The 23,451-nt window shown below is 72.0% G+C and carries 20 protein-coding genes; 12 read left to right on the top strand and 8 right to left on the bottom strand.

Annotated features, from left to right (window positions below):
• The first annotated feature begins 20 nt into the window (after positions 1–20).
• The 10 genes from WMF45_RS21840 (at position 21) to WMF45_RS21795 (ending at position 13,168) form a co-directional block, all read left to right on the top strand.
• Complete coding sequence (locus WMF45_RS21840; protein WP_437718788.1) at positions 21–908, top strand: hypothetical protein; 888 nt, start codon at positions 21–23, stop codon at positions 906–908.
• Between the two features lie 399 nt (positions 909–1,307).
• Positions 1,308–2,690 (top strand): serine hydrolase domain-containing protein, encoded by a 1,383-nt coding sequence (locus WMF45_RS21835; RefSeq protein WP_437718787.1) that lies wholly within the window; start codon positions 1,308–1,310, stop codon positions 2,688–2,690.
• A gap of 227 nt (positions 2,691–2,917) precedes the next feature.
• Entirely contained in the window at positions 2,918–4,372 is a 1,455-nt protein-coding gene (locus WMF45_RS21830; protein ID WP_437718786.1) for a serine hydrolase domain-containing protein, read from the top strand.
• A gap of 194 nt (positions 4,373–4,566) precedes the next feature.
• Positions 4,567–6,078, top strand: coding sequence for a metallophosphoesterase (locus WMF45_RS21825; protein WP_437718785.1), 1,512 nt, complete (start codon positions 4,567–4,569; stop codon positions 6,076–6,078).
• Between the two features lie 239 nt (positions 6,079–6,317).
• A complete protein-coding gene (locus WMF45_RS21820; protein ID WP_437718784.1) occupies positions 6,318–8,402 on the top strand; it encodes a hypothetical protein in 2,085 nt (694 codons plus the stop codon).
• 116 nt (positions 8,403–8,518) lie between these two features.
• Entirely contained in the window at positions 8,519–8,941 is a 423-nt protein-coding gene (locus tag WMF45_RS21815; protein ID WP_437718783.1) for a hypothetical protein, read from the top strand.
• Complete coding sequence (locus tag WMF45_RS21810; protein ID WP_437718782.1) at positions 8,899–9,828, top strand: hypothetical protein; 930 nt, start codon at positions 8,899–8,901, stop codon at positions 9,826–9,828. The genes WMF45_RS21815 and WMF45_RS21810 overlap by 43 nt, the downstream gene beginning before the upstream one ends.
• A gap of 20 nt (positions 9,829–9,848) precedes the next feature.
• The gene (locus WMF45_RS21805) at positions 9,849–10,286 is read left to right on the top strand and encodes a hypothetical protein (RefSeq protein ID WP_437718781.1); all 438 of its coding nucleotides are present in this window, start codon (positions 9,849–9,851) and stop codon (positions 10,284–10,286) included.
• A gap of 54 nt (positions 10,287–10,340) precedes the next feature.
• Positions 10,341–11,327: a hypothetical protein gene (locus WMF45_RS21800; protein WP_437718780.1), complete on the top strand. Its 987-nt coding sequence runs from the start codon at positions 10,341–10,343 to the stop codon at positions 11,325–11,327.
• Positions 11,324–13,168 carry an ArnT family glycosyltransferase gene (locus tag WMF45_RS21795; RefSeq protein WP_437718779.1) on the top strand — a complete coding sequence of 615 codons (1,845 nt, stop codon included), beginning with the start codon at positions 11,324–11,326 and terminating at the stop codon, positions 13,166–13,168. The genes WMF45_RS21800 and WMF45_RS21795 overlap by 4 nt, the downstream gene beginning before the upstream one ends.
• A gap of 6 nt (positions 13,169–13,174) precedes the next feature.
• Here the strand turns inward: WMF45_RS21795 and WMF45_RS21790 are convergent, their stop codons facing one another.
• From WMF45_RS21790 to WMF45_RS21775, 4 genes are all read right to left on the bottom strand, one after another.
• Positions 13,175–14,662, bottom strand: coding sequence for a hypothetical protein (locus WMF45_RS21790; RefSeq protein ID WP_437718778.1), 1,488 nt, complete (start codon positions 14,660–14,662; stop codon positions 13,175–13,177).
• A 64-nt stretch (positions 14,663–14,726) separates the two neighbouring features.
• Positions 14,727–14,942 (bottom strand): hypothetical protein, encoded by a 216-nt coding sequence (locus WMF45_RS21785; RefSeq protein ID WP_272099673.1) that lies wholly within the window; start codon positions 14,940–14,942, stop codon positions 14,727–14,729.
• Between the two features lie 118 nt (positions 14,943–15,060).
• Positions 15,061–16,077, bottom strand: coding sequence for a tetratricopeptide repeat protein (locus WMF45_RS21780; RefSeq protein ID WP_437554358.1), 1,017 nt, complete (start codon positions 16,075–16,077; stop codon positions 15,061–15,063).
• Between the two features lie 163 nt (positions 16,078–16,240).
• On the bottom strand, positions 16,241–16,693 hold the full coding sequence (locus tag WMF45_RS21775) for a hypothetical protein (protein WP_437718777.1): 453 nt from the start codon (positions 16,691–16,693) through the stop codon (positions 16,241–16,243).
• A gap of 182 nt (positions 16,694–16,875) precedes the next feature.
• Between WMF45_RS21775 and WMF45_RS21770 the strand changes: the two genes are divergently transcribed.
• A complete protein-coding gene (locus tag WMF45_RS21770; protein WP_437718776.1) occupies positions 16,876–17,208 on the top strand; it encodes a hypothetical protein in 333 nt (110 codons plus the stop codon).
• 124 nt (positions 17,209–17,332) lie between these two features.
• Here the strand turns inward: WMF45_RS21770 and moeB are convergent, their stop codons facing one another.
• Positions 17,333–18,496 (bottom strand): molybdopterin-synthase adenylyltransferase MoeB, encoded by a 1,164-nt coding sequence (gene moeB, locus WMF45_RS21765; RefSeq protein WP_437554352.1) that lies wholly within the window; start codon positions 18,494–18,496, stop codon positions 17,333–17,335.
• A 202-nt stretch (positions 18,497–18,698) separates the two neighbouring features.
• The gene (locus tag WMF45_RS21760; RefSeq protein ID WP_437718775.1) at positions 18,699–20,249 is read right to left on the bottom strand and encodes a hypothetical protein; all 1,551 of its coding nucleotides are present in this window, start codon (positions 20,247–20,249) and stop codon (positions 18,699–18,701) included.
• A gap of 96 nt (positions 20,250–20,345) precedes the next feature.
• Between WMF45_RS21760 and WMF45_RS21755 the strand changes: the two genes are divergently transcribed.
• Positions 20,346–21,059, top strand: a complete 714-nt coding sequence (locus WMF45_RS21755; protein ID WP_437718774.1) for a cob(I)yrinic acid a,c-diamide adenosyltransferase — start codon at positions 20,346–20,348, stop codon at positions 21,057–21,059.
• Positions 21,060–21,080: 21 nt separating this feature from the next.
• On the opposite strand, the gene WMF45_RS21750 is transcribed toward WMF45_RS21755, so the two are convergent.
• Positions 21,081–21,878, bottom strand: a complete 798-nt coding sequence (locus WMF45_RS21750; RefSeq protein ID WP_437718773.1) for a CDP-alcohol phosphatidyltransferase family protein — start codon at positions 21,876–21,878, stop codon at positions 21,081–21,083.
• Positions 21,879–22,117: 239 nt separating this feature from the next.
• Positions 22,118–23,263 carry a hypothetical protein gene (locus WMF45_RS21745; RefSeq protein WP_437718772.1) on the bottom strand — a complete coding sequence of 382 codons (1,146 nt, stop codon included), beginning with the start codon at positions 23,261–23,263 and terminating at the stop codon, positions 22,118–22,120.
• Positions 23,264–23,451 lie beyond the last annotated feature (188 nt).

Below are 23,451 nucleotides of genomic sequence, written 5' to 3'. Positions count from 1 at the left end.
CCTGGACGTAGGTTCCCAAGATGGCCAAAGCCAAGACCCAACAAGCACACACCGGGAAGGCGCCCACGGCGACTCCCACGGCAAAGACAACCTACCACGCCTGTTACAAGCGCTTTGCCCCGCAGGCCATGGCGCTCCCGGACCGCGACGTCGAGGTCTGTCGGGCGGATGTGCGGATCGCCTTCGCCAATGTGAAGCGCGGCGTCCAGGCCGCCTGCGCGGAGCCTGCGCGGATCCGGCGAGCGCTGCCCGAGCTGCCGCTCGACGACGTGCTCGCGCTGCCGGACCTTGGCCGGGCCCTGGTCTTCGCCGCCACGCGCGTCACCGCGAAGCCGGCCAGCTCCGGTGAGATCGAGGCCAAGCTGAAGGTCGTGATCGAGCTGCGCGAGCCGATGCTCACGCTCGCCGAGACCCTGGCCAAGCGGGGGCTCCTGCCGAAGGACGTCGTGGCGGAGATCCGGGCCGGCAGCGGCAAGTACGATCTCGCCAGCGACGGAATGGCGCTGGCTCATCTCTACGAGGAGCACGCGGTCGCGCTCCTCGGAAAGCACCCTTTCAGCCAGGAGGAGTTCGAGCAGCTGCGGGAAGCGAGCGAGTGGCTGCTCGACACCCTCACCCCCGAGGGGGCCCGCCGGCCCGTGGCAAAGCAGCGCGGCGAGGCCGAGACGATGCGCGACCGGCTCTGGACCCTCCTGGTCCGTCGCTACGCCGACCTCCGGAAGATCGGGTACTACTTCCACGGCGACGCGTTCGAGGAGGTGATCCCGAAGCTCCTGTCGCGCGTGTCGAGCACCGCTGTCGACGACGTGAGCGAAGAGGTCGAGGCAGAAGCGGGCGGCGGCGAGGACGCGGGCGAGGACGGCAACCACGGCGCCGTCGCGCAATCCGCCGTCGCGGCGTCACCGTAAGCGGCGCGTAGCCTACCGCGCCGCGCCCGCCCGAAAGCGCGCGTGCGGCGCGGCGCGGAACACCAACGGTCCAGACAGCCCCCCTCACGAACGGGAGTTGAGCGCGCCGCGGCCAGCGTGGCGGAAGAAGACCACCCGTCCGTGCGCAGCGGCGAGGTCGATGGGGAACCTGCCGTGGTGATGCGCCATGGCGTGGAGGGCGTTCCAACGTCCATCACCCGCCATCGACGGCATCCTGAAGAGAAATTTCGTCTCCGGACGTGAACGAACCTCACGAGGCCGGGAACAGAGCTCCGAAATCGAGCGGCGCTCTTCGAGCAACGTGGCGATGCCCGGGGGCGTGAGCCGCCGGTCCGCGACGATGATTCGACGGAGCCGGCACACGACCAGGAGCCGATCATGAACTTTCCACACCATCGCTTCGCTTCCCCGAGAACGTCGATCGCCCGCGCAGCATCCATGCGCCTGCGAGGCGTGCTCTCGACGGTCCTCGTCTCGGCGCTGCTCGGGTCTTCAGCCCTGCTCGCGGGCTGCTCCGACGGCAGCGGGGCGCCGGCGACGACGGACGCCGCGAGCGGCGCGGGCGGCAGTGGCGCCGAGAGCGGTGCAGGTGGAGACGAGAGCGGCGGTGGTGGCGAAGGCGCCGGCAGCGGCGGAGGCGGAGGAAGCCCGTCAGGCGAGTGCACCGGCGATCCCACCCTCCACGCCAACACCGATCCCGACGACGTTGTGCAGCAAGGCGCGGACCGCCTGGTGCGCGACGACAAGTTCCCCGCCGTCCTGGTCGCGGTCCGCGATCGCGACGGGCAGACCCGTCACTACACCGCCGGTGTCGGTGACCTGGATACCAAGGCGAGCGTGCCTGTCGACGGGCAGGTGCGCATCGGCAGCAACAGCAAGCCCTTCACCGCGGTGGTCGTCCTGCAGCTCGTCGGCGAGGGCCAGATCGACCTCGACGCGCCGATCGAGACGTACCTGCCGGATCTCGTCCGCGGCGACGGCATCGACGGCCGCGAGATCACGGTGCGGCAGCTGCTGCAGCACACGAGCGGCCTGCCCGATTACGTCGGGCTGGCCCTGGGCGACGACGTCTTCGAGGTCCTGCACACCTACTTCCAGCCCCGCGCCCTGCTCGACCTGGCGCTGACGCAGCCGGGGAAGGCCCCTGGCACCGAATGGGCGTACAGCAACACCAACTACATCGTCGCCGGCTTGATCGTCGAGAAGGTCACCGGTCGCCCTCTGGCCGAGGAGATCACCCGGCGGGTCATCGATCGCATCGGGCTGCGCAACACGTATATCCCCGACGTCGGCGAGCAGGGCATCCGGGGGTGCCACCCGAAGGGCTATCACGCGGCGCTCGGTGAGCCGCTGCGCGACGTCACCGAGCTCGACCCGTCCCAGGCGGGGGCCGCCGGAAACATCGTCTCCACGCCGGGCGACGTGAACCGCTTCTTCTCCGCCTTGCTCGGCGGCGAGCTCCTCGACGCGGCGCAGCTCGAGGAGATGCGCGCGACCGTCGACGCTTCCAGCATGTGGCCCGGCTACCGGTACGGGCTCGGCCTGAGCAGCAGCCCGCTGCGCTGCGGCGGCGTCCTCTGGGGCCACGGCGGCGACATCTTCGGCTACGAGACCAGCGGCGGCGTCACCGAGGACGGCCGCGCCGTCACCGTCGCCGTCACGGCGCTCCCCTCGGCCGTGCCGAGCGTCCACACCCGCGAGGAGGCCTACGCCGCGTACGCCAACGTCCTCGCGCTCTCCGACGCCGCGCTGTGCGAGTGAGCCCCGGGCGCGCCCCCGCGCCGGTGGTCACGACCGCCGCGTCGGCACGATCCGGAGGATGAGTTCTTACGACAGACTCGTAGGAGGCATGAACGAACCTCACGAGTCCGGGAACAGCGTTACGAAAACGAGAGGCGCTCTCCGATGAACGCGGCGATGCCCGGCGGCGCAAGCCGCCGGCTCGCGGTGGTGAACCGAGGGCGCCCGCACGCGACCAGGAGCTGATCATGAGATCTCTGCACCGTCATCTGACTTCTCCCAGAACCCGGGCTGCCAGCGCAGCAGCGATGAGCTTGCGAAACGTCGTCTCGATGGTCCTCGTCTCGGCGCTGCTCGGGTCCTCGGCCCTGCTCGCGGGCTGCTCCGACGCCGGTGGGACGCTGGAGAACACGGGCGGCGGTGCCGGCGTGGGCGGAGACGCCGGCAGCGGCGGTCAGGACGCCAGCGGCGGGCAGGACGCCGGCAGCGGCGGTCAGGACGCCAGCGGCGGGCAGGACGCCGGCAGCGGCGGTCAGGACGCCAGCGGCGGGCAGGACGCCGGCAGCGGTGGTCAAGACGCCGGCGGCGGGGGCGACCCGTCGGGCGAGTGCACCGAGGGTTCCACGAGCGGCGCCAACACCGATCCCGACGACCCGGTGCAGCAAGGCGCCGATCGTCTGGTGAGCGACCTCAAGTTCCCCGCCGTCCTTGTCGCCGTCGGTGATCGCGACGGGCAGACCCGTCACTACACCTCAGGTGTCGGCGACCTGGAGACCGAGGCGAAGGTGCCTGTCGACGGGCGACTGCGCATCGGCAGCAGCAGCAAGACCTTCACCGCCGTGGTCGTCCTGCAGCTCGTCGGCGAGGGCGATGTCGACCTCGACGCGCCGATCGAGACCTACCTTCCGGGCCTCGTGCGCGGCGACGGCATCGACGGCCGCGAGATCACCGTGCGGCAGCTGCTGCAGCACACGAGCGGGCTGCCTGACTACGACGATGTGCTCCTGGCCGAGGGCGTCTTCAAGATCCAGCACACCTACGTCGATCCCCACGCGCTGCTCGACATGGCGCTGGCGCAGCCGGGGAAGGCCCCCGGCAGCGAATGGGCGTACAGCAACACCAACTACGTCCTTGCCGGCATGATCATCGAGAAGGTCACCGGCCGCCCTCTGAACGAGGAGATCACGCGCCGGATCATCGAGCGCATCGGGCTGCGCAACACCTACCTCCCCGGCGTCGGCGAGCAGGGCATCCGCGGGTGCCATCCAAAGGGCTACCACACGGACGTGCCCGGCGAGCCGCTGCAAGACATCACCGAGCTCGACCCGGGATGGGGATGGGCCGCCGGCCAGGTGATCGCGACCCCGAGCGACCTCAACCGTTTCTACACCGCCCTCTTCGGCGGCGAGCTCGTCGAGCCGGCGCAGCTCGAGGAGCTCCGCACCACGGTCGACGCCCCCACCATGTGGCCCGGCGCCCGGTACGGGCTCGGCGTGGTCAGCACCCCGCTGAGCTGCGGCGGACTCGTATGGGGCCACGGCGGTGACATCCCCGGCTACCACACCCGCGGCGGCGTCACCGAGGACGGCCGCGTCGTCACCGTGGCGATCACGGTTCTCCCGTACTTCGTGTTCGGCGAAGAGGGCGCCGAGCAGGCGTACATGGACGTCCTCGGCCTCGTCGATACCGCCCTCTGCGAGTGACAGCCCGGGGGCGCTCGCGCGGCGAGCGGCGGCGAGCGGCGGCGAGCCGGCGGGCGAGCCGCTGCCGGCCGAGCCGTCCGCTCGACCGGCGCTCGCCCGCCTGCGAACCGTCACGGCACGCGGCTTGCGACGCACGCGGGGTGGGGGACGCGGCCGCCTCTCATGGCGGGATCGCTCGACCCTGGAGCAGGGCAATGGTGGATGTCGCAGCCAGGGATATCTTCGTCATCAGCGATCTGCACATCGGTGACGGCGGCGCGCGCGACAACTTCGAGGCAGGCAAGAAGACGTCGCAGCTGCGTGCATTCCTCGACCACGTGGGCAGCGAAGGAGGCGAGCTCTTCATCCTCGGCGACCTCTTCGAGCTCTGGCAGATGAACCTCAGCCTCCTGTTCGTGAAGCGGCGAGCGCTCCTCGACCAGCTCGCCGCGCTGAGGCTCGTCTACGTGCCCGGCAACCATGACGTCGATCTCGTGCACTTCATCGAGACGGACCTCCTCAATCACCCCTTCTTCGCGTGCATGTGCGCGCCGTTCACCCGGGAGCTCGGCGGCAAGCGGTTCCGCTTCTGCCACGGGCACGAGACCGATCCGTTCAACGCCGGGGACGAGCCTGGCTTCGGCCGCATGTTCTCCATCCTGGCCGGCGTCGCCGAGGACGAGAACGGCTCTCCTCTCCTCAAGGGCGGCGAGAGCGTGGAGGACGTCCTCGAGAAGTTCGGCGACTCGATACTGACGATCTGGAAGCGCACCCTGGCGACGATGAGCCAGCGCGCGACCGAGCGGGATCCGTCCCCCCGCGGGGCATTGACGCCGGCGCAGAACCCGGACCGGCTCGGCGAGCACGTGGTCGGGGTCCGCGCGGAGCTCGACACGGGCGCATACGACGTGGCTGTCCTCGGGCACACCCACAAGGCAGGCTCCATCGGTGACTGGTATTTCAACAGCGGTTCATGGGCCGGGCCTCTCAACTCGTTCCTTCGCATCTCTCCGGACGGACATGTCCGCTATCTGGAGTGGAAAGACGGTCGCGCCGTCGAGCGCGGGATGCCCCTCGTGCTCCCGGACGCGAAGCCCGATCGCGGACGTCCGGCGGCGAAGAGCCCGGTCGCCGCGGCCCTCGCCGCCGCGAGGACGATCTTCCCGAAGCCGACGCGCCCGGAGCGCTCCCGATGGATCCTCATCGCGCAAGGCGCCCTCGCGCTCTCCGTGGGCGCCGGCGCGCTGACGATCTCCGTCGGTCAGGGCTCGTCCGCGGGGTGGCGCCTGCTCGTCCTGGCCTTCGCTGCCTACGCGCTCGTCGATGGCGCCCTGTCGCTCGTCGGTGCGCTGCGGGAGCCGCCCATCCGACGCCTCCTCTCCCGCGTGCGCGGCGTGGCGAGCCTCCTTCTGGGCCTCGTCGTGCTCCGTCGCGGTACCATGGTCGAGATGTTCGTGGTCCTCGTGGGGTTCTTTGCGTTCATCTCCGGCGCGCTGCGCGTCGCGGCGTCGATCGTGCTCAAGGGAATGGTGGAGTCGAGGTGGCTCTTCGCCGTGGGCGCTGGCTCGACGCTCGCCGGCCTCGTCCTGCTGCTCTTGCCCGCGTCGGCTGTACCTCTCAAGTTCGTGCTGGCCGGCTATCTCTGTTACTACGGGGCAGGGGAGCTCCTGGCTGGCGTGTTCGGGCAGCGGCTGCCCAGGGCGGCAGGCGTCCGTCCCTCCGCATGAGCCTGCTCCCGCGCCGCCGGACAACGCTCCTTCCCACCCGCGCGCAGAAACACCCCCTCTCCAGGCGCCACTGATCTACGCTCCTGCGCGTCTGGCAGTCCGGCGGCCGATCGCGCGGGGAGGCGTTCTCGCGGCGCGACCCGGGTGCCGGGCGCTCTCGCGGCGCGCCTCCTCGCTCTCGCTGGCCTCCCGGCCGCCCCGCGCGCCTCGCAGGTCAAAGACCCCTCGGAGCTCCGGCCATGAAGATCTCCCTTCCGATCCCGCCGTCCCGCCGCGCCCCGCTCGCCGCCCTCGCCGGGCTCGCCGCCCTCGCCGCGGGCGCCGCATGCTCGGCTCCGCACCCCCCTCTGCCGGCCGAGCCGCCGCCGGCCGCGCCACCTGCGCCCACGCCCACCCAGGCCGCGCCCCAGGCCCCGCGCTTCGATCAGATCCCCCGGCTCGAGCTCAACCGCATCGCCGTGGAGCTCGATCTCCCGCTGTTCTGGATCGCCGATCGCAACGGCTCGGGCGCCGTCGACCCCGACGAGGTCTCCGCCCTCTGGCGCCACACCCCGGCGCCGACCTGGGTCGCCTCGGGGGCCTTCACCCCGGCGTTCACGTCGGCGTATGCCGCGATGACCAAGGTCAAGGCCGAGGGCCACCTGCGCGCTGGCCTCGACGAGGCCGAGGTGCGCCGCCGCGATGCCGTCCTCGCGGAGCTCGCGGCCGGCCGCCCCTCGCTCCTCCGGTCCGACTTCCGCGGCGCGCCGGCAGAGGATCGCGCCATCGTCGGCCACCTGCTCAAGGTGGCCGAGCTCATCGAGCAGATCCACGCGAAGCAGCTCGGCTCCGCCGGCATGGCCGACAAGATCCCGGCCGACGACGCCGCCAGCCGGGCGTTGTTCTGGCGCAACCAGGGGCCCTGGTGCCAGCAACCCAGGACGCGCGACGATCCGAGCTGCAGCGCGCTGCCGAGCAGGCCGCCCCGCGTCACCGGCGTCTATCCGGCGCGCCTCCAGCAGGACAAGAAGTTCTGCGCCGCGCTCGAGGCGCGCCCGGATCAGAAGGCGCTCCTCTCTCCCTTCACCGTGGTGGTCGAGGAGCGCGGCGCCCTCAAGGCCGTGCCTTACAGCGAGGCCTACAAGCCCGAGATGGAGGCGGTGAGCCGGGAGCTCAAGGCGGCGGCCGAGGCGATCCAGAGCCCGAGCGAGGCCGCCTTCAAGGCCTACCTGCTCGCGGCGTCGCAGGCGTTCCTCGACAACCGCTGGGAGGCCGCGGACGAGCCCTGGGCGAAGATGAACGCCGAGAACTCGGCGTGGTACCTGCGCGTGGGGCCGGACGAGACCTACTGGGAGCCGTGCAGCCGCAAGGCGGGCTTCCACGTGAGCTTCGCGCGGATCAACCAGGAGTCGCTGACCTGGCAGAAGAAGCTCGATCCGGTGAAGTCCGACATGGAGGCGGCCTTCGCGAGCCTCGCGGGGGCGCCGTACAGGGCGCGCAAGGTCGCTTTCCACCTGCCCGACTTCATCGACATCCTCTTGAACGCCGGCGAGTCGCGCGCCGCGACCGGCGGGACGTCGGGGCAGAGCCTGCCGAACTGGGGGCCGGTCGCGACCGAGGGCCGCGGCCGCACCGTGGCCATGGTGAACCTCCTGCAGGACGACGACAGCCGCGCCGCGCTCCGGGAGGCCGCCGCGTCGCTCTTCTGCAAGACCACGATGGAGAGCGTGTCCCTCGAGGGCCCCGTGGCCGCGCTCGGGACGGTGCTGCACGAGGCGTCCCACAACCTGGGCCCGGCGCAGGGCTACAAGGTGCAGGGCAAGACCGACGACGAGATCTTCGGCGGGCCGCTCGCCTCGATGCTCGAGGAGCTCAAGGCCCAGACCGGCGCGCTCTTCTTCACCGGCTGGCTCGCGCAGAAGGGCGTCCTCGACCCGGCGCTCGCCCGCATGTCCGAGGTGAGGGACGTGATCTGGGCGCTCGGGCAAGCGGGGCAGGGGATGTACACCGCAGGCGGCGAGGCGCGTCCCTATGGCCAGCTCGCCGCGATCCAGCTCGGCAGCCTGCTCGACGCAGGAGCCATCGGCTTCTACCGCGGCGAGACCGCGGCGAACGGCGCGGACAAGGGGTGCTTCTCGATCCAGTCGGACAAGCTGCCCGCCGCGGCGGAGGCGCTCGCGAGGACCGTGCTCGGGATCAAGGCGCGCGGCGACAAGGCCGGCGCGCTGCGCCTCCGGGAGACGTACGTCGAGAAGGCCGGCGCCTGGAGGGCGCTCCGCGGCGTGATCGAGGAGCGCATGCAGCGCATGCCGCTCGGCAGCGTCGTCTACGCGATCGAGCTGTAGCGGGTCGCCCACGGTCCTCCACGCTGACGCTCGTGCCGGGTGGAGCGCCGACGGGGTGGCCCCGCCCTTGACGCTCGAGCGAAGGTCTACGGATACTCGCGCGAACCGAGGAGCCGGTGACGCCCTACTACCGCCGCGACCAAGCTGACGGCATCACGCCGCCCAATCTCGCCGACGCGTCGACCTACGCGGAGCACATCGTCCATGCGCGTGGCAAGCGCACGCGATTCACCTCGCTCAGCAGCGACCCGGCGACCATCGTCGACTTCGGGCCCCAGCTCTGGCAGCTGCTCCAGCCCAAGATCTACGACGATGGGCACGGCGTCATCTCCCATGACGCCCTGGTCAGCACCTTGCGGGAGGAGACCAGGGCCTCGCTCGATCCGGCTGCTCGCGAGCTCGCGTCCCGGGCGCTCCCGCGCGCGGTCAAGCGTCGGGAGGCGCTCGTCCACTGGAACTTCGATGTCTCCCGGATCGCTCGCAAAGAGCTTTCGGAGTGGGCGCGGCCTCACGTGCGGCACTACTTTGTGAAGGCATGAGCACCGATCTGTTCTCGTGTCGCAACTGCATCCACAATCCGGCCCAGGGGCTCACGCTGGGGTCGGGCGCCGGCTTTTGCCTGACGTGGGGTTCGGTCATCGAGCGGCCGGAGCAGACGACATGCAAGTACCTGCATCGTAAGGATTTGCCGATGTTCCTCGCTCGGGGCGGTATCCAGGAGCACGAGGACGAGTTCGCTCGGCTCACGTACATGGCCGACCTTGGGACCCGTGACGTGCTCATTCCCCGCCCGTACGACAGCGACGACATGCTCGAGGCGGATCGGCTGGATCCTGCGACCCGCGCAGTCGCCGCTTACCATGCGTTGGACAGCGCGCCGGACGCCACCGCGCAGCGCCGCGACCTGACGCTCGCCACGTTCGCGGGCGCCGGGGATGGCCGGAAGGCCATGACGCACGCGAACCTGGTGCGCCGCAATGTCAACAGCGGAGGCCTGACCCGCATCTGGCCGCGTCGCGTGCTGGATCTGGTGGACGAGATCGACTCGGACGTCCTGTTTCGAGCCGCAGACCTCCTCGAGGCCGACGGTGCGGTGGCCGCGAGGTGGGAGGTAGCGCATGCGCGCCTCTCGTGCCTCCAGGAGTTCGGTTGGCACGTAGCGGAGGAGCAGCTGATGTACCCGATGATGGAGCTCGGAGCCCACGTCGCCGAGGACGACTGGAACGGATTCCTCCTCGCGCTCGGGCGACTCAAGAAGAGATTCCGGGAGTGCATCGTCACTCTGGACATCGAGCAGCAGACCCTGAAAGGGAATGCTCGCCCCGAAGCGCTGCGGAGCGGCGCGCCGCCGGCCGCCCGACGCTTCATCTTCGAGGACAGGGCTGTCACTGAGGGCCAGCGCACTACGTTCCGAAGGGCGAACTAATGTATCTCACGGCACAGCGTGTGGCGTCCGCGGCGCCGCCTCGCGAAGGGATCAACGCCTTCCTCAGCGTCCACGGAGAGGAGGCGGGTGTCGCCATCGATTGGGACAACCCGCGCGTCGAGCTGGTGGCTGACGAGTTCCCGGGGGTGCTTTTCTTGCGCGATTGCGATCTGCGCCCTGGCGGCAACCGCGTAAGAAGCTTCCTTGATGTGGTCGCGCGCGATCAGGTCGCTCGTGCGCACGTCGAGGGGGCCCTCGACGAGTTCCGCCGCCGGCTGGCGAGCGCCCCCTTGCCCTTGGTCGAGGTCATCGATGGCGTCGGCATCCGATTCAGCGCAGAGCCGAGCCTGGAGCCAGAACGCCTCGACGAGTATCGTCTTCTGCGGGATCGGGTTGTTCGTCTGCTGCAGATCTGGCCGGAGACGCTGGCCGATCCGAGCGCGCGGTCCGGCCCGTAGCCCAGTGGCGAAGGCCGTCGACAGGAATCCACGGCTCGCCAGGAGAGGCCCAGGATGACCTTGGCGCAACCCCGCGAGACCGCCTCGCCCGCGGGCGAGGCGGCGAGCGCGCGCGGCCGGCGCCGCGCCCTCGGCCTGCTCGCCCTCCTCGGCCTGCCGGCGCTCGGCCTCGGAGAGCTCGTGGCGCACGTGTACTTCAGCGAAAGAGCTCCGGATTTCGACGCCTGGCGCGAGGTGGGGGCGCCCCTTGCGGCGATGAAGCAGCCGGGGGACCTCGTGGTCGTCGCGCCTGGATGGGCCGATCCGGCCGCGCGCCGCGCGCTCGGGGACGAGCTGATGCCTCTGCGCGACGCCGCCCGGCCCGACGAGAGCCGCTACGCGGCCGCGGTCGAGATCAGCGTCCTCGGCCAGCGCGCCGAGGAGCTCGCGGGCTTCCGCGAGGAGGCGCGGAAGGAGCGCGGCCCCTTCGTGCTCCGGCGCCTCGTGAACCCGTCGCCCGCGCGCGTCGTTTACGACTTCGTCGACAACGTCGCGCCGGCGTCGGCCGACGTGCGCGTCACGGATCCTCCGGCCGCGTGCCGCTGGAACCCGCGCGCGCGGATCGCCGCCGGCGGGCTCGGCGGGAACCCGACGTTCCCCGCCGAGCGCTTCGAGTGCCCAGGCGGCCCGTTCTTCAACGTGGGCGTCACGGTGATCGCGGACGAGGAGTTCCGCCCTCGCCGGTGCATCTGGTCCCACCCGCCGAGGGACGGCGAGATCGTCACGCGCTTCCGCGGCGTCCCGCTCGGCTCGGTGATCCGAGGGCACGCGGGCATGTACTGGATCATCGAGCGGGAGCGGCGGGGCGCGCCGGTCACGCTGTCCGTGCGCGTGAACGGCGAGACCGTGGGCGAGGCGACGCACGCCGACGGCGACGGGTGGGCGGCGTTCGAGTTCCCGCTCGCGGCCCACGCCGGCGCGGCCGGGGCCGAGGTGGAGTTCGCCGTGAGATCCGCCGACTTCACGCACCGCCACTACTGCTTCGAGGCGGACACCCGATGAAGCGCTCGGCGCCCCTCGCGCCCGCCGACGGCCTGATCGCGCTCGCGTTCGCGGCGGCGTACGTCGCCCTGCTGCTCGCGACCGCGGGCGATCTCGGCTACGCGCGCGACGAGGGCTTCTACTTCTTCGCCGCGAACCGCTACGGCGCGTGGTTCCAGGCGCTCCTCGACGCGCCGCGCGCGGCGCTCGATCCGCGGAGCGTCGACGCCGCCTGGTCGGTGAACCACGAGCACCCCGGCCTCATCAAGTCGCTCTTCGCGCTCTCCAACCTCGTCCTGCACAAGCGGCTCGGGCTCTTCGCCATGGAGGGCACGAGCTACAGGTTCCCCGCGATGGTCCTGTCGGGCGTGGGGGTGGCGCTCGTGTACCTCTGGGGCACGCAGGCGCGCGATCGGCTCGCCGGCGCGTCCGCGGCCGTGCTCTTCGCGATGCTGCCGCGGTACTTCTACCAGGCGCACCTCGCGTGCTTCGACGCGCCGATCGTGACCGTGTGGGCCCTGTGCGCCTACGCCTACTGGCGCTCGCTGCGGGACGGCGGGGCGCTGTGGCCCGTGCTCACCGGGGTCGCCTTCGGCCTCGCGCTCGACACGAAGCACAACTCCTGGTTCTTGCCGATCGTCTGCGTCTCGCACGCCGTCGGCATGGAGCTCAGGGACCGGATCGTCGCGCGCTCTCTCGCGGCGAGGGCGGCGCCCGCGGCCGCCGCCGCGGCGTCGCCTGCGCGGCCCGGAGGCGCCCGGCGGCCTCTGGCCGCGCTCGCCGCGATGGCGACGATCGGCCCTCTCGTCTTCTACGCGCTCTGGCCGTGGATCTGGCGCGACACGCTCCCGCGCCTCCGCGAGTACGCGTCGTTTCACCTGAACCACGAGTACTACAACATGGAGTTCCTCGGCCGGAACTACTGGACGCCTCCGATGCCGAGGGCCTACGCGCCCGTGATGACGGCGGCGACGGTCCCCGTCGTGACACTGGTCCTCTTCATCGCGGGGCTCTGCGCCGCAGCGCGCGAGCGCCTCCTCCATCCGATCGCGTGCGCGGCGGCGCGGCTCGCCCCGGGAGGCGGGCGGCTCGCGCTCGCCGCGGAGCGGGCGCTCGCCGCGCGGCTCCGTCGGCCCGCGGACGACCCTGGCGGCACGGCGCTCCTCTGGTTCCTCGCCATCGCCGCGGTGTACGGCGCCTGGCTCTCCCCGAGCACGCCGATCTTCGGCGGCACGAAGCACTGGATGACGGCCTACCCGTTCATCGCCCTGTTCGCCGGCGCCGCCTTCTCCGCCGCCGTGCGGCGCGCGCGCGTCGGTCTGCGCGCGCTGCTGCTTTCGCGGCGCGCGCGCGGATCCCGCGCGCGCGCCGGCGCGAACACCGCGCGCGCGGCCGCGCTCGTACGCGGCCCGCTGGTCCCGGCGCTGCTCGGAGCGGCGGTGGTCGCGGCGCCCATCGCCGAGACGCTGCACGCGCACCCGTGGGCGCTCTCGAGCTACACGCCGCTGGTCGGCGGCGCGCCCGGCGCGGCGAACCTCGGGCTGAACCGCACCTTCTGGGGGTACACCACCGGCGCGGTCGTCGCGTACCTCAACGAGCACGTCCCACCCCGAGGGACTGTGTACATCCACGACACCGCTGGCCCGGCGTGGGAGATGTTGCTGCGCGAGGGGCGCCTGCGAGAGGACATCCGCGGCGTGGGGGCGGTCGCGGGCGCGGACTTCGCCCTCTACCACCACGAGAAGCACATGCTGGGGCAGGCGTACCAGGCGTGGGTCGCGTTCGGGACCACGAGCCCGGATCACGTCGCCGGACCCGACGGCGTGCCGGTGATCCTGGTCTACCGCAACCGCGCCCGCTGAGCGCGATCAGCGCTTCTTCGCCGCCGCCTTCTTGGCGGGTGCCTTCGCCGCCTTCTTGGCGGGCGCCTTCGCCGCCTTCTTGGCGGGCGCCTTCGCCGCCTTCTTCACGGAGGCCGGCGCCGCGGCCTTCCCGGTCGGCGCTTTCTCTGCCGACGCGCTCGCCTTCTTGGTCGCGGCCGCCGGCTTCTTCGCCGGCTCCTTCTTCGCGCCTCGGACCGCCACGGGCCTGGGCTTGCTCGCCGCGGGCTGCTCCGTCGCCGGCTCGGCCGGCTTGCGGGGCTTCTCACGCGGAGCGGCCTTCTTGGAGGGCGCCTCCTCCTCGAGATCCTCGTCCTCCTCTTCGTCGAGGTCTTGGTCCTCCTCTTCGTCGAGGTCCTCGTCCTCCTCCTCGTCGAGGTCCTCGCCCCCGTCCTCCTCGTCGAGGTCCTCGTCCTCCTCTTCGTCGAGGTCTTCGTCCTCCTCGTCGAGGTCCTCGCCCTCGTCCTCCTCGTCGAGGTCTTCGTCCGCCACCGCCACCGCCACCGGAGCAGGCTCGCGCCGTCGCGACGGCGGGGCGTCGTTGCGCAGGGGAGCTGCGGCCGGCTTCCGGGCAACGTCGAGCTCGTCGAGCGGGTCGCCGAGCACCACCGCGATCTCCCGCTTGAAGTCGGTCATGTGGCTGTCGACCTCGAGCGCATCCTGCTCGGACAGCGGCGTGAGCTTGAGCTTGAGGACCCGATCGCCCGCGAGCTCCCACGACGCGGCACAGCCGCCCTCGCGCAGCATCCTCGAGGCGATGGAGTCGATCCGCTGGCGCAGACCGCCGCGCGCCCCGGCCTCGATCCTGCGCTGCAGCTCGAAGCGGCGCTCCAGCATCGGGAGCGTCACCACCTTCGCCTCGACGAGATCGGAGAGCTCGTCGGCCACCGCCTCCTCGATCTCGAGCCGCGCGTCGGGGTCGCTGCTCTCGAGCGAGAATATCGCCTCGCGGAGCTCGGGATCGTAGCCCGTCAGCTTGCCGCCGGCGCTCTGGGCCGCGCGCGTCAGCGACTCGTGCAGCACCTGCGCCGGCGCGCGCTTGCCGACCGTCGAGGCGACGTACCCGAGCGTGTCCAGGCGCACGTGCACAGGGCCGTCGTCCTCGAGGGCGAGCTCGGGCCGCGGCCCGAGCAGCGCGTCGCGCATCACGCGGAAGACATCCCGCTTGATCACGTTGTCCTCGGTGAAGATGTCCTCGACGTGCTCGGACTCCATCAACGTGCTCGTGAGGCTCGCCACGAGCTCCTCGACCTGGTCGTCGATCTCGTCGGTGCCGAACGTGGTCGTGGGCTCTCCGTCGACGAGGGCCCACGGCTCGAGCCGAGGCGTGATGGCCGCGATGTCCGCAGCCATCTTGTCCTCCAGCTCGCGAGCGAGCGCTGTCGCGCCGCCCCTGGCCACGAGGATGTGCCCGTGCGCCTTCAACGCGTCAACGATGCTCGTGGAAAGTCGGCGGGAGAGATTGCGCTCGTTCACGAGGCGCGCAGCTTACACGGTTTGCGCGGCCTGGCGATATTTGAAGACCGCGGATCGGCCGTGCTCAGGGGTCGTTCTCGATCACCTTGATCAGCACGCCGCCGATGCGCTCCGGGATGACCGCGCGCGCTGCGTCGGCTCCTCCGGACCGGATGCTGACGCGGACGATGAAGCCGACCCCGTCCTCCCGCTCGACCCCGATGCCGACACACCACGGCTCGCCGCTGATCTTGGCCTTGAGCTCGTCCTTGGCCCGCCGGGCCGATCCCACGTCGCTCATCTCGTTCACCTCTCCTGAATGGGAGCGCGGTGGTGCAACCTCTCGCGCTCACTCGCTGGTTCCGACCGCCAAGACCTGCCACGTAGCGGGCGCGTCGGCGACGCCCGCCGCGCCCGCCTCAGAGGTGCCGGCGCGCGATCTCGGCCCACGTGCCGGTCGGCTCGATCTCGAGGTACCTGCGCCAGCACGGGCGCGCCTTCGTCGGATCGCCGATCTGCTCGTAGGCCATCGCGAGGTTGTAATAGGCGTCCGCGAAGCGCGGATCGCTCGCGATCGCGCCCTGGAAATAGCGGATGGCGTCGGCCGCCTGGCCGCGCTCGAGCATCACGTAGCCGAGGTTGTACTGCGCCTCCGGCTGGGCCGCGTCGAGATCGAGCGCCTTCATGTAAAGCGCCTCCGCCTGCTCCTCGGCGTTGCGCCGGAAGCAGATGTTGCCGAGGTTCGTGTAGGCGATGGCCAGCCACGGGTCGATCTCGAGCGCGCGACGGTAGAGCGCCTCGGCCTCGTCCATCGTCGCCGGATCCTCATCGAGCTGGCTGGCCTGCATGTAGAGCTCGTAGGCCGTGCGCGCGCGCTCCCGACCCACCTTCGGGCGGAGCACCCGCACGACGTCGTCGCGCAGCTCCTTCACCTCGAAGTCGAGCACCATCTGCCCCGTGAGCGGCTCGAACGCGCCCGACGCGCCCCGGACCACGACCGCCTTGCCGTCGAAGGCGACGCGGAGCTCGGCGAGGGGGCGCGTCACCTTGGGGAGCGCGGTCCGGATGTTGTCGATCGCCCGCGCCACGTCGCGCAGGCGCACCTTGCGGGCGATCAGGTCGCGCGCGGCGCGCAGCGCGATCAGGTCCGAGAACGTGTACGCGCGCCGCCCCCGCCGCCGGCCGCTCGGCGCCGCGATGCCGGCGCGATCGAGCGAGCGCAGTCGCCCGGGCGAGATGCCGAGCAGCCGCGCGACCTCGGTGCCGGTGAACATGTCGGTGACCGGCTCGCGGGCGCCCGGTGCAGGGAGCGGCGCCTCCGTCGCGCCCGCCTGCGGCGCGGGCGGGGGCTGCGACACCCGCCCGCCACCAGGGCCGAACACGACGTGGATCACCTTGTCGGAATTTCCGGAGGCGGAACGGTCCTTGTTGCTCATCGCAGCGTCACCGGCTCCGCGCCGAGGATCGGCGGAGGCAGAGCGCGTCGTGGGGAGCGTACCCCGCCTCGCGCTGGAGTGCTCCCGTTCTCCACGTGGACACGCGCGTCAAGGGGGCACGGCCCGCGGTCGCGGTCTCGTCGGGAAGGTCCTTGCATCGCCATCACGCGCGCGCCGTCCTGTCCGTCGTTATCAGCACGCGCGCCGTGACGTCCACGGTCAGCGCGAACGAGACCGCCGCGGCGTGCGGCGCGAAGCCGCAGCGGATCTCGGCCTGCATCGGTCCGAGCGGGCCCCCCGCGCGCGCGGTGGCTTCTCGGTGCGCCACGCGGAGCGCCCGCAGCCTGAGGTGAGGGTCGAGCGCGAGCGCCCGATCGAGCCGCGCCGCCGGCGGCGCGTCCGGCGGCAGCGCGACGTGCAGGCTGGTCGATCCGTAGTAAACGAGCGCGCCCCCCTCGTCGCGGGTGCTGCCCTCGCTCAGCACGTCGGCGCTGTCGAACAGCGCGTGGATGCGCCCCGCCGAGCAGGTCACGAGCTCGATGTGCCTCCGCTGGAGGAGCGGTGGACGCTGGACCTTCGCCAGACCGGGACCGGGTAGACGCTCGCTGCGCGACATGGCGATCGCGATCGTGGCACCGCTGCGCGCTGCATCCCAAAAGCGCGCGGAGATTCGCACAAAGTTGCTGCGGCACCTGATTTCGTGCGGGACGCCGGGGCCGCGCGGCCGCGACGAATTTGGCCACGCGCGGCGCGCCTTGCCACGATGGGTCCCGCGCCGAAGGGCGCGAAGGAGCGAGCATGGACTACACCGGCACGGAGCGCCGCAAGCACCGGGTCTTCATCACCCGCAACACGGAGTATCACGTCCGCGACGACATCTGCGTCGCGGTCCGCGATCGGGCCGCGCGCAAGTTCAGGCCAGCCCACCTCGCGCTGCACCTGAAGCTCCAGGGCGCGGTTCGGATCAACCCGAACGGCGTCGTGATCCCGGAGCCGCAGAACGCGCGCGTCGGCAGCCCCATCTATTTCACCCAGATGGATCACGAGGGAATGGAGCGGCAGATCGTGACGAGCCGCGTGGAGGCGATCGAGCGGCCCGAGAAGGCCACGGTGCTCCAGTACCCCTCGTGACACGGCGGAGCGCCCGGCCGCGCGGCGCGGGCGCTCGTCGTCGTGGACGTGGTCCTGGTCGTCGTCGTGCGCGCCCGGCCGCGGGGGCGCTCGTCGCCGAGCGCGCCGCGCGTGGCGTGTCCGCTCAGCCGAGCGTGCAGAAGCCTTCGTAGTCGATGTAGCTCGTGATGGTCGGCGACTCGCCGCAGACGGGGCAGTTCTTGTCGCGGCGCAGCTTGAGCTCGCCGAACTTCATCCGCAGCGAGTCGTAGGTGAGGAGCCGGCCGATGAGGGGCGCCCCCTTGCCGAGGATCAGCTTCACCGCCTCGGTCGCCTGGATCATGCCGATGGTCCCCGGCAGGATCCCGAGCACGCCCGCCTCCTGGCAGCTCGGCGCGAGGTGGGCGGGCGGCGGCTCGGGGTAGAGGCACCGGTAGCAGGGGCCGACGCCCGGCATGAACGTCGTCACCTGGCCCTCGAAGCGGAAGATCGAGCCGTGCACGACCGGCTTCTTCTTGAAGACCGAGGCGTCGTTCACGAGGTAACGCGTCGGGAAATTGTCGCACCCGTCGACGATGATGTCGAACTGATCGAAGATGCGGTCGACGTTGCCGCTGTCGACGCGCTCCTGGAACTTCACGACCTTCACGTCGGGGTTCAGGTCGCGGATCGCGATCTCGGCGCTGTCGACCTTGGGCTTGCCCACGCGCGAGGTCGCGTGGAGGATCTGCCGCTGGAGGTTCGAGTTGTCGACGACGTCGGCGTCGACGAGGCCGAGCGTCCCCACGCCGGCGGCGGCCAGGTAGAGGGCCGCCGGGCTGCCGAGGCCGCCGGCGCCCAGCAGGAGCACCTTGGAGGCGAGCAGCTTGGCCTGCCCCGCCTCGCCGACCTCGGGCAGGAGCAGGTGCCGGGAGTACCGATCCCGCTGCGCGTCCGTGAGGTTGGGCGGCATCTCGACCGGGTAGGCCATGTCCTTCCAGCGGGAGAAGCCCGGGTTGGCGCTCTCCACGTTGGTGTAGCCGAGCTCCTGGAGCGTCTTCGCGGCGAGCGCCGAGCGCGTGCCGCCGGCGCAATAGGCCACGATGTGGGCCGACTTGTCCGGCAGCTTCTGCTCGACTTGGATCTCCAGAAAGCCTCGCGGGATCGAGATCGCGCCCGGGATGAAGCCGGCGCGGTACTCCTCCTTCTCACGCACATCCAGCAGCACCATCGGGACCTTGTCGTCGAGGCGGCGCTTGAGCTCAGTCAGCGAGAGCTCGCGGATGGACTTGCGGACGTCGGAGATGAGGTCGCTATAGGTCGTGGGCATCGTGGCTCCTCAGGGATGGAGAGACTTAGGTGCCCGGCGCTACGAGTCAACGACGGACGGCCGGCGGTCGAGAATTGTGGCCACGCGGGCAGAGCGAGCGCCGCGCCTGTCGACAGACGTGAGGCGCGTCGGCTCGGCCTGCCGGCGCGGCGCAGCCAGCCGCTCGGCGGCGGCCGGAGGGCTGGGCTCCGCCGGGGCGGCGCTAGCGGCTGCGGGGCAAGAGATCGGGCCGCGATCGGAGCGAGGCGAGGGGCTCCTCCTTCTGCATGCCCCCCTCGCACTCGATGCGCGCGACGCGGCCTGCGGGCGGCACGTCGATGATCGTCGCCGGCTCGTTCTCCGACTTGCAGAGCGCGAGCACCTTGGTGCCCGGGGCGAGGCGCCCGCTGCGGAGCTGCTTGCGCGGCAGCTTGATCTCGGCGTCGTCGGCGAGCCGCCGGACGGTGATGTCGGCTCCCTGGACGTCGCTCACCACGCCGAGCTCGAGCGTCGGCTGCTTCTCCCGGAGCGGGCCCCACACGCGCTCGCCCTTCAGCTGGTCGTTCGGCGGCAGCCAGTCGACGGTCGGCTCCTGGGCGAGGCGCGGCAGCGGCACCCACCCGATCGCGACGTCGAACGCCGCCGTGACCACGGCCGTGCCGGGGTCGACCTCGGTCACCAGCGCGCGATCCTTGGTCTGGCCGATGACCCACACGGGCGTCGAGGGCAGGAGGCTGCGCGTCGGCTCGCCGTCGCTGTCCGACGCGGGCGAGACCGCGACGGTGCCGTGAGACCAGCGCTTTTCCGGCTTCTTCATGGGCTTCATCCGGACCTTCCGCGCCTCGACCCACGCCGCGAGGGCGGCGCGCTTCCGCGCGAGCGTCTCGGGCAGCGCGCCGCTCCCTGGCAGCTCGGCCCCGTCGGGCGCGAGCGCCTCCCAGCGCAGGAGCGCGATGGTGGCGTCGAGCTGTTCGAGCGTGGCTTCGGCGTTCTGGGTGCCGAGCGCCCTGCCGGCGAGCTCGGCCAGCCGTGGCGCCGCGGCCGCGCGGACCCGCCCGAGGATCGCGCGCCCTTGCTCGTCGGAGGTGTCTCCACGCTTCACGGCGGCGTCGATCTTCTCGACCACGCTGGCCCAGCGTCCGGCCGAGACGTCCGCCTCGACCTGGCCATAGAGGACCTCGGCGATGGTGGCGTCGAGCTCCGCGGTGAGCCGGTCCGTGGCGGCGTCGCCGAGGACCGCCCTCGTCGGCGGGGCCGCGAGGAACGCGCGCGCCTCCGCGAGCTTGCCGGCGATGGTCGCGTCGTCGACCTTCCTGCTCGCGCACGCCGCGGCCTGCGACGCCACGAGCCGCCGGACCTCGTGGGTGAACGCCTCGCTCTTCAGCTCGTCGATCCGCGCCGACAGCTCGTGGAACGCGGCCTCGCACTCCTTCTTGTCGAGCAGCTCGGCGGCGTCGCCGGCCCAGACCTTCGCCTCGCGCCTGTCGACCTTCTCGCGCAGCTCGCCGATCTGGTACCGGTGCGAGTCGACGCCGAGCCCGCTCGCCTTGTCGAGCAGCCCGCGGGCGTCGGCGTACCGCTTGTCGGATAGCGCGCGGCTCGCCTCGTCGACGCGGCGCTGGCTCTCCGCGATGCGCGCCATCTCCGCCGTGACGGCGGGCTTCGGCGCCGGTCGCGCGGCCGGCTCGGCGGCGCAGCCCGCCGCGACGGGGATCGCGGCGAGGACGAGGGCGATGGAGACGGGATGACGGAGCAGCGGCCCTGCTGAGCGCATAGGACAGGACTGTTCCACTTCCCCCGGAGGATCGTCAACATCGCCACCAGCGGCGTTTCTTGACCCTCGTGCGCTGACGCCTTACGTGAGCTCCCCGTGAGCGACGACGATACGCGCGGGACGGGTGACCACGAGCCGGCCGCCGGGGAGAGCGGCGGCGCGCGCGTCTTCAAGGCGCCGAGGATCACGATCAACCGCGTCTACACGCGGCAGGGGGACGGCGGGCTGACCCGGCTCGTCGGCGGGCAGCTCGTCCCGAAGGACGACGCGCGGATCGAGACCTACGGCACCGTCGACGAGCTCAACGCGCTCGTGGGCGCCGCGCGGCAGACGTTGATCGAGCTGCTCCCGGGGGCGCCGAGCGAGGGCGCCCAGGGCCTCGCGGAGCTCGGGCGCACGCTGCTCCGCGTCCAGCACGAGCTCTTCAACCTCGGGTCGATCCTCGCGACGCTCCCGGAGGACGTCCACCCGAAGCAGCCGCGCGTGACGCAGGCCGAGATCGATCTCCTCGAGGCCGAGATGGACGGCTGCCAGGCCGATCTGCCGCCGCTGCGCTCGTTCGTCCTCCCCGGCGGCTCGCGGCTCAACACGGACCTCCACGTGGCGCGGACGGTGTGCCGCCGCGCGGAGCGCTGCTGCGTGCGCCTCGCCCAGGCTGGCCACGCCGATCCGCACGCGGTCCGCTACCTGAACCGCCTGAGCGACGCGCTCTTCGTCTGGAGCCGCTGGGCGGCCGCGCTCCTCGGCACGCCGGAGCTCCTCTGGGAGCCCGACGCCTCGGCGAGCGGCGGCAAGGCGCCGCCCGCCTGAGCCGCGCCGCCCTGGCCGGCGTCACAGCGGCGCGCTCGTGGCCTTTCCGCCGCGGAGCAAGCGCGGGTGCTCTCCACCGGAGCGCGCGGTCGTCCTCGGCTCGCGCAGCGCCGCCGCGTCGGCCGCCGCGAGGGCGGCGCGCGTGCGCTGCACGAGCCGCAGGCCCGCGGCGAGGCCGACGCCTGCCACGAGCGCGAGACAGGCGATCGTGATGGGGAAGGGGAGGGCGCCGGTCAGCCGCGTGGTCGGCACGGCCGGACCGAAGACGAGCGCCGCGACGAGGTAGGCGAGCCGCTCGTGCCGGCGCATCAGCCCGTCGGGCAGCGAGATCCGGTAGGCGTCGGCCTTGGCGCGCGCGTAGCTCACGAGCGACGAGGCGACCATCGCGACGAGCGGGATCGCGAGCGCCGCGGGGTGCTCTCGGTAGAAGACCGCGAGGCCGATGAGCGGCGCGGCGTCGGACAGGCGGTCGAGGCACGAGTCGAGCACCGCGCCGGCGCGCGACGCCTTGCCGCCTTCGCGCGCCACCATGCCGTCGAGCGCGTCGAGGACGGCGCCGGCGATGAGCAGCGCGGCGCCCGACCGGAAGCGGCCGGCCGCGAGCAGCGGCGCGCAGGCGAGCGACAGGCCGAGCGAGAGGTAGGTGAGCGCGTCCGGCGAGACGCCGAGGCGCACGAGCGCGCGCGCGGGGGCGTGGAACGACCAGTAGAAGGCCTCGACAACCGGCCCGGGGAGCAGCGCGCTCCCGGGAGAGGCGCCGAGCCGCGGCATCGCGGGTCGGCCGCGGCGCGCGACGCGCACGGCGTAGGCGCCGAGCACGGCTGTGCAGATTAGGATCGCAAAGGCGCAGGGGAGGACGGCCACGCCGAGGCGGTTGCAGGGTTCGATCCGGGGCCGCGTCAGGCGGCGCGGGCGCATCGCCGCGGGCGATCGGGCTGCGCTGCTGCGAGCGATGATCTCGCGCCGTCGCGGGCGGCCTGGCCGCGTCCCCGAGCGCGGCCCGTGCGGGTGGGATGCGGTGAACGGCGCGGCGGATCGCGCCGCGTGGGCGGGCGGAGCTAGGGGCAACTGGCGCGCGAGAGCCGGATGCCCTGGTCTTGCTCCGTGTAGGCGATACCGAGCTCCTGGCCCGTCCAGGCCAGCGCCGGGTACCGGGCGGTCGCGCTGCCGCTCGCCTCGATCTCGTCGCCCATGGGCTCGAGGTCCCGGCTCAGCAGCGTGACGAAGACCCCCGGGGGACCGTCGCGGAACTGGTAGTACGCGACGGCAAGGCCGTGCCCTGTCCACGCGAGCGCCGGCCAGTTGGCGCTGCCTTCGCCTCCCGAGACGATGGCCTCGGGCGACACATCGTCCTGCGCGGAGATCCGGAGCGCGCGGATCTGCTCCGCGCCGCTGCGGGTGTCCTCCCAGACGAGAAAGGCGTCGTCCCCGCCGAGCACGACGCGCGGCAGCTTCGCCGTGACGCCCTGGTGCGCGATCGGATCGAGCGGAGCGCTCTCCTGGCCCGGCCTGGCGAAGTCGAGCGCGTCGCCCTGGGTCCAGACCACCGCGGTCTTCTCGCCGTCCGAGGCGACGGCCGGAAATTGCGCCTGAGCCAGCGGCGTCGAGTTGCTCAGCGCGCCGCCGTCGAGGTGGCCGAGCTGCGACCCGCCCGCGTCCATCCACGCGACGAGCGTCCCGTCCTGGCTCGCCGCCGCGGTGGGCCAGGACTCGGCCGCTCCGCTCCTGGCCAGATCGAAGGCCGCGCCTTCGGCGGCGCCTTCCAGCGTCGCGCGGCGGCCGCGCACGACGCTGCCCGCGCCGTCCTCATCCTGCCAGAGGACGAGCAGGCCCTGCCCGTCGCGGTGAACGCTCGGGTGGCTGGAGACGCCCGGCCCGTCATCGATCACCTCCTCCCGCAGCTTGTTGCCCTCCGCGTCGAGCGTGGCGAGGAGGATGTCGCCCTCGTCGGCTGCGCGCTCGTGCCACGCGATGGCGAAGCCCGCCCCGGTCCACGCGATCGATGGCGTGATCCCGCGGCCGCTGCTCACCTTCAGGCCCTCCGCCGCGATCGTGCAGGCCGCGGAATGGCTCCCGGTCCCTCCGCCTCCCGCCGCGTGCCCTCCGCCTCCCGTGTCTGCTTGCCCGCCTCGCTCTCCGGAGCCGCAGCCCCATGACGCCGCGATGATCGCCGCGCTGATCGAGCCAAGAACCCAGTGCCTCATGGTTCCCCCGTCGTGCTGATGGGAGGCGCTCGGCGCGGCGCGCGCCGCGCGGAGATCGCACCGAGTGCCTCGATTCACGGGTCCGGCGCGGCGACGTCCTCCGTCTCGGAGACGGCGAGGCGCGGATCGCCGTGCGGGACGACCGCCGTTTCTCTGTTCGATGTCCGGAGGGGCCGCGGGTCGCGGCC

It is taken from the genome of Sorangium sp. So ce448, from assembly GCF_051520915.1.
Lineage (GTDB): Bacteria > Myxococcota_A > Polyangia > Polyangiales > Polyangiaceae > Sorangium > Sorangium cellulosum_B.
The sequence above is the reverse complement of the archived record's forward strand: the minus strand, read 5'-3'. Positions and strand labels throughout refer to the sequence as shown.

Bases quoted from the DNA above. Each gene is read 5' to 3' on its own strand.
- WMF45_RS21840 (WP_437718788.1), top strand. From the start codon at position 21: ATGGCCAAAGCCAAGACCCAACAAGCACACACCGGGAAGGCGCCCACG.
- WMF45_RS21835 (WP_437718787.1), top strand. From the start codon at position 1,308: ATGAACTTTCCACACCATCGCTTCGCTTCCCCGAGAACGTCGATCGCC.
- WMF45_RS21830 (WP_437718786.1), top strand. From the start codon at position 2,918: ATGAGATCTCTGCACCGTCATCTGACTTCTCCCAGAACCCGGGCTGCC.
- WMF45_RS21825 (WP_437718785.1), top strand. From the start codon at position 4,567: ATGGTGGATGTCGCAGCCAGGGATATCTTCGTCATCAGCGATCTGCAC.
- WMF45_RS21820 (WP_437718784.1), top strand. From the start codon at position 6,318: ATGAAGATCTCCCTTCCGATCCCGCCGTCCCGCCGCGCCCCGCTCGCC.
- WMF45_RS21800 (WP_437718780.1), top strand. From the start codon at position 10,341: ATGACCTTGGCGCAACCCCGCGAGACCGCCTCGCCCGCGGGCGAGGCG.
- WMF45_RS21795 (WP_437718779.1), top strand. From the start codon at position 11,324: ATGAAGCGCTCGGCGCCCCTCGCGCCCGCCGACGGCCTGATCGCGCTC.
- WMF45_RS21785 (WP_272099673.1), bottom strand. From the start codon at position 14,942: ATGAGCGACGTGGGATCGGCCCGGCGGGCCAAGGACGAGCTCAAGGCC.
- WMF45_RS21780 (WP_437554358.1), bottom strand. From the start codon at position 16,077: ATGAGCAACAAGGACCGTTCCGCCTCCGGAAATTCCGACAAGGTGATC.
- WMF45_RS21775 (WP_437718777.1), bottom strand. From the start codon at position 16,693: ATGTCGCGCAGCGAGCGTCTACCCGGTCCCGGTCTGGCGAAGGTCCAG.
- WMF45_RS21770 (WP_437718776.1), top strand. From the start codon at position 16,876: ATGGACTACACCGGCACGGAGCGCCGCAAGCACCGGGTCTTCATCACC.
- moeB (WP_437554352.1), bottom strand. From the start codon at position 18,496: ATGCCCACGACCTATAGCGACCTCATCTCCGACGTCCGCAAGTCCATC.
- WMF45_RS21760 (WP_437718775.1), bottom strand. From the start codon at position 20,249: ATGCGCTCAGCAGGGCCGCTGCTCCGTCATCCCGTCTCCATCGCCCTC.
- WMF45_RS21745 (WP_437718772.1), bottom strand. From the start codon at position 23,263: ATGAGGCACTGGGTTCTTGGCTCGATCAGCGCGGCGATCATCGCGGCG.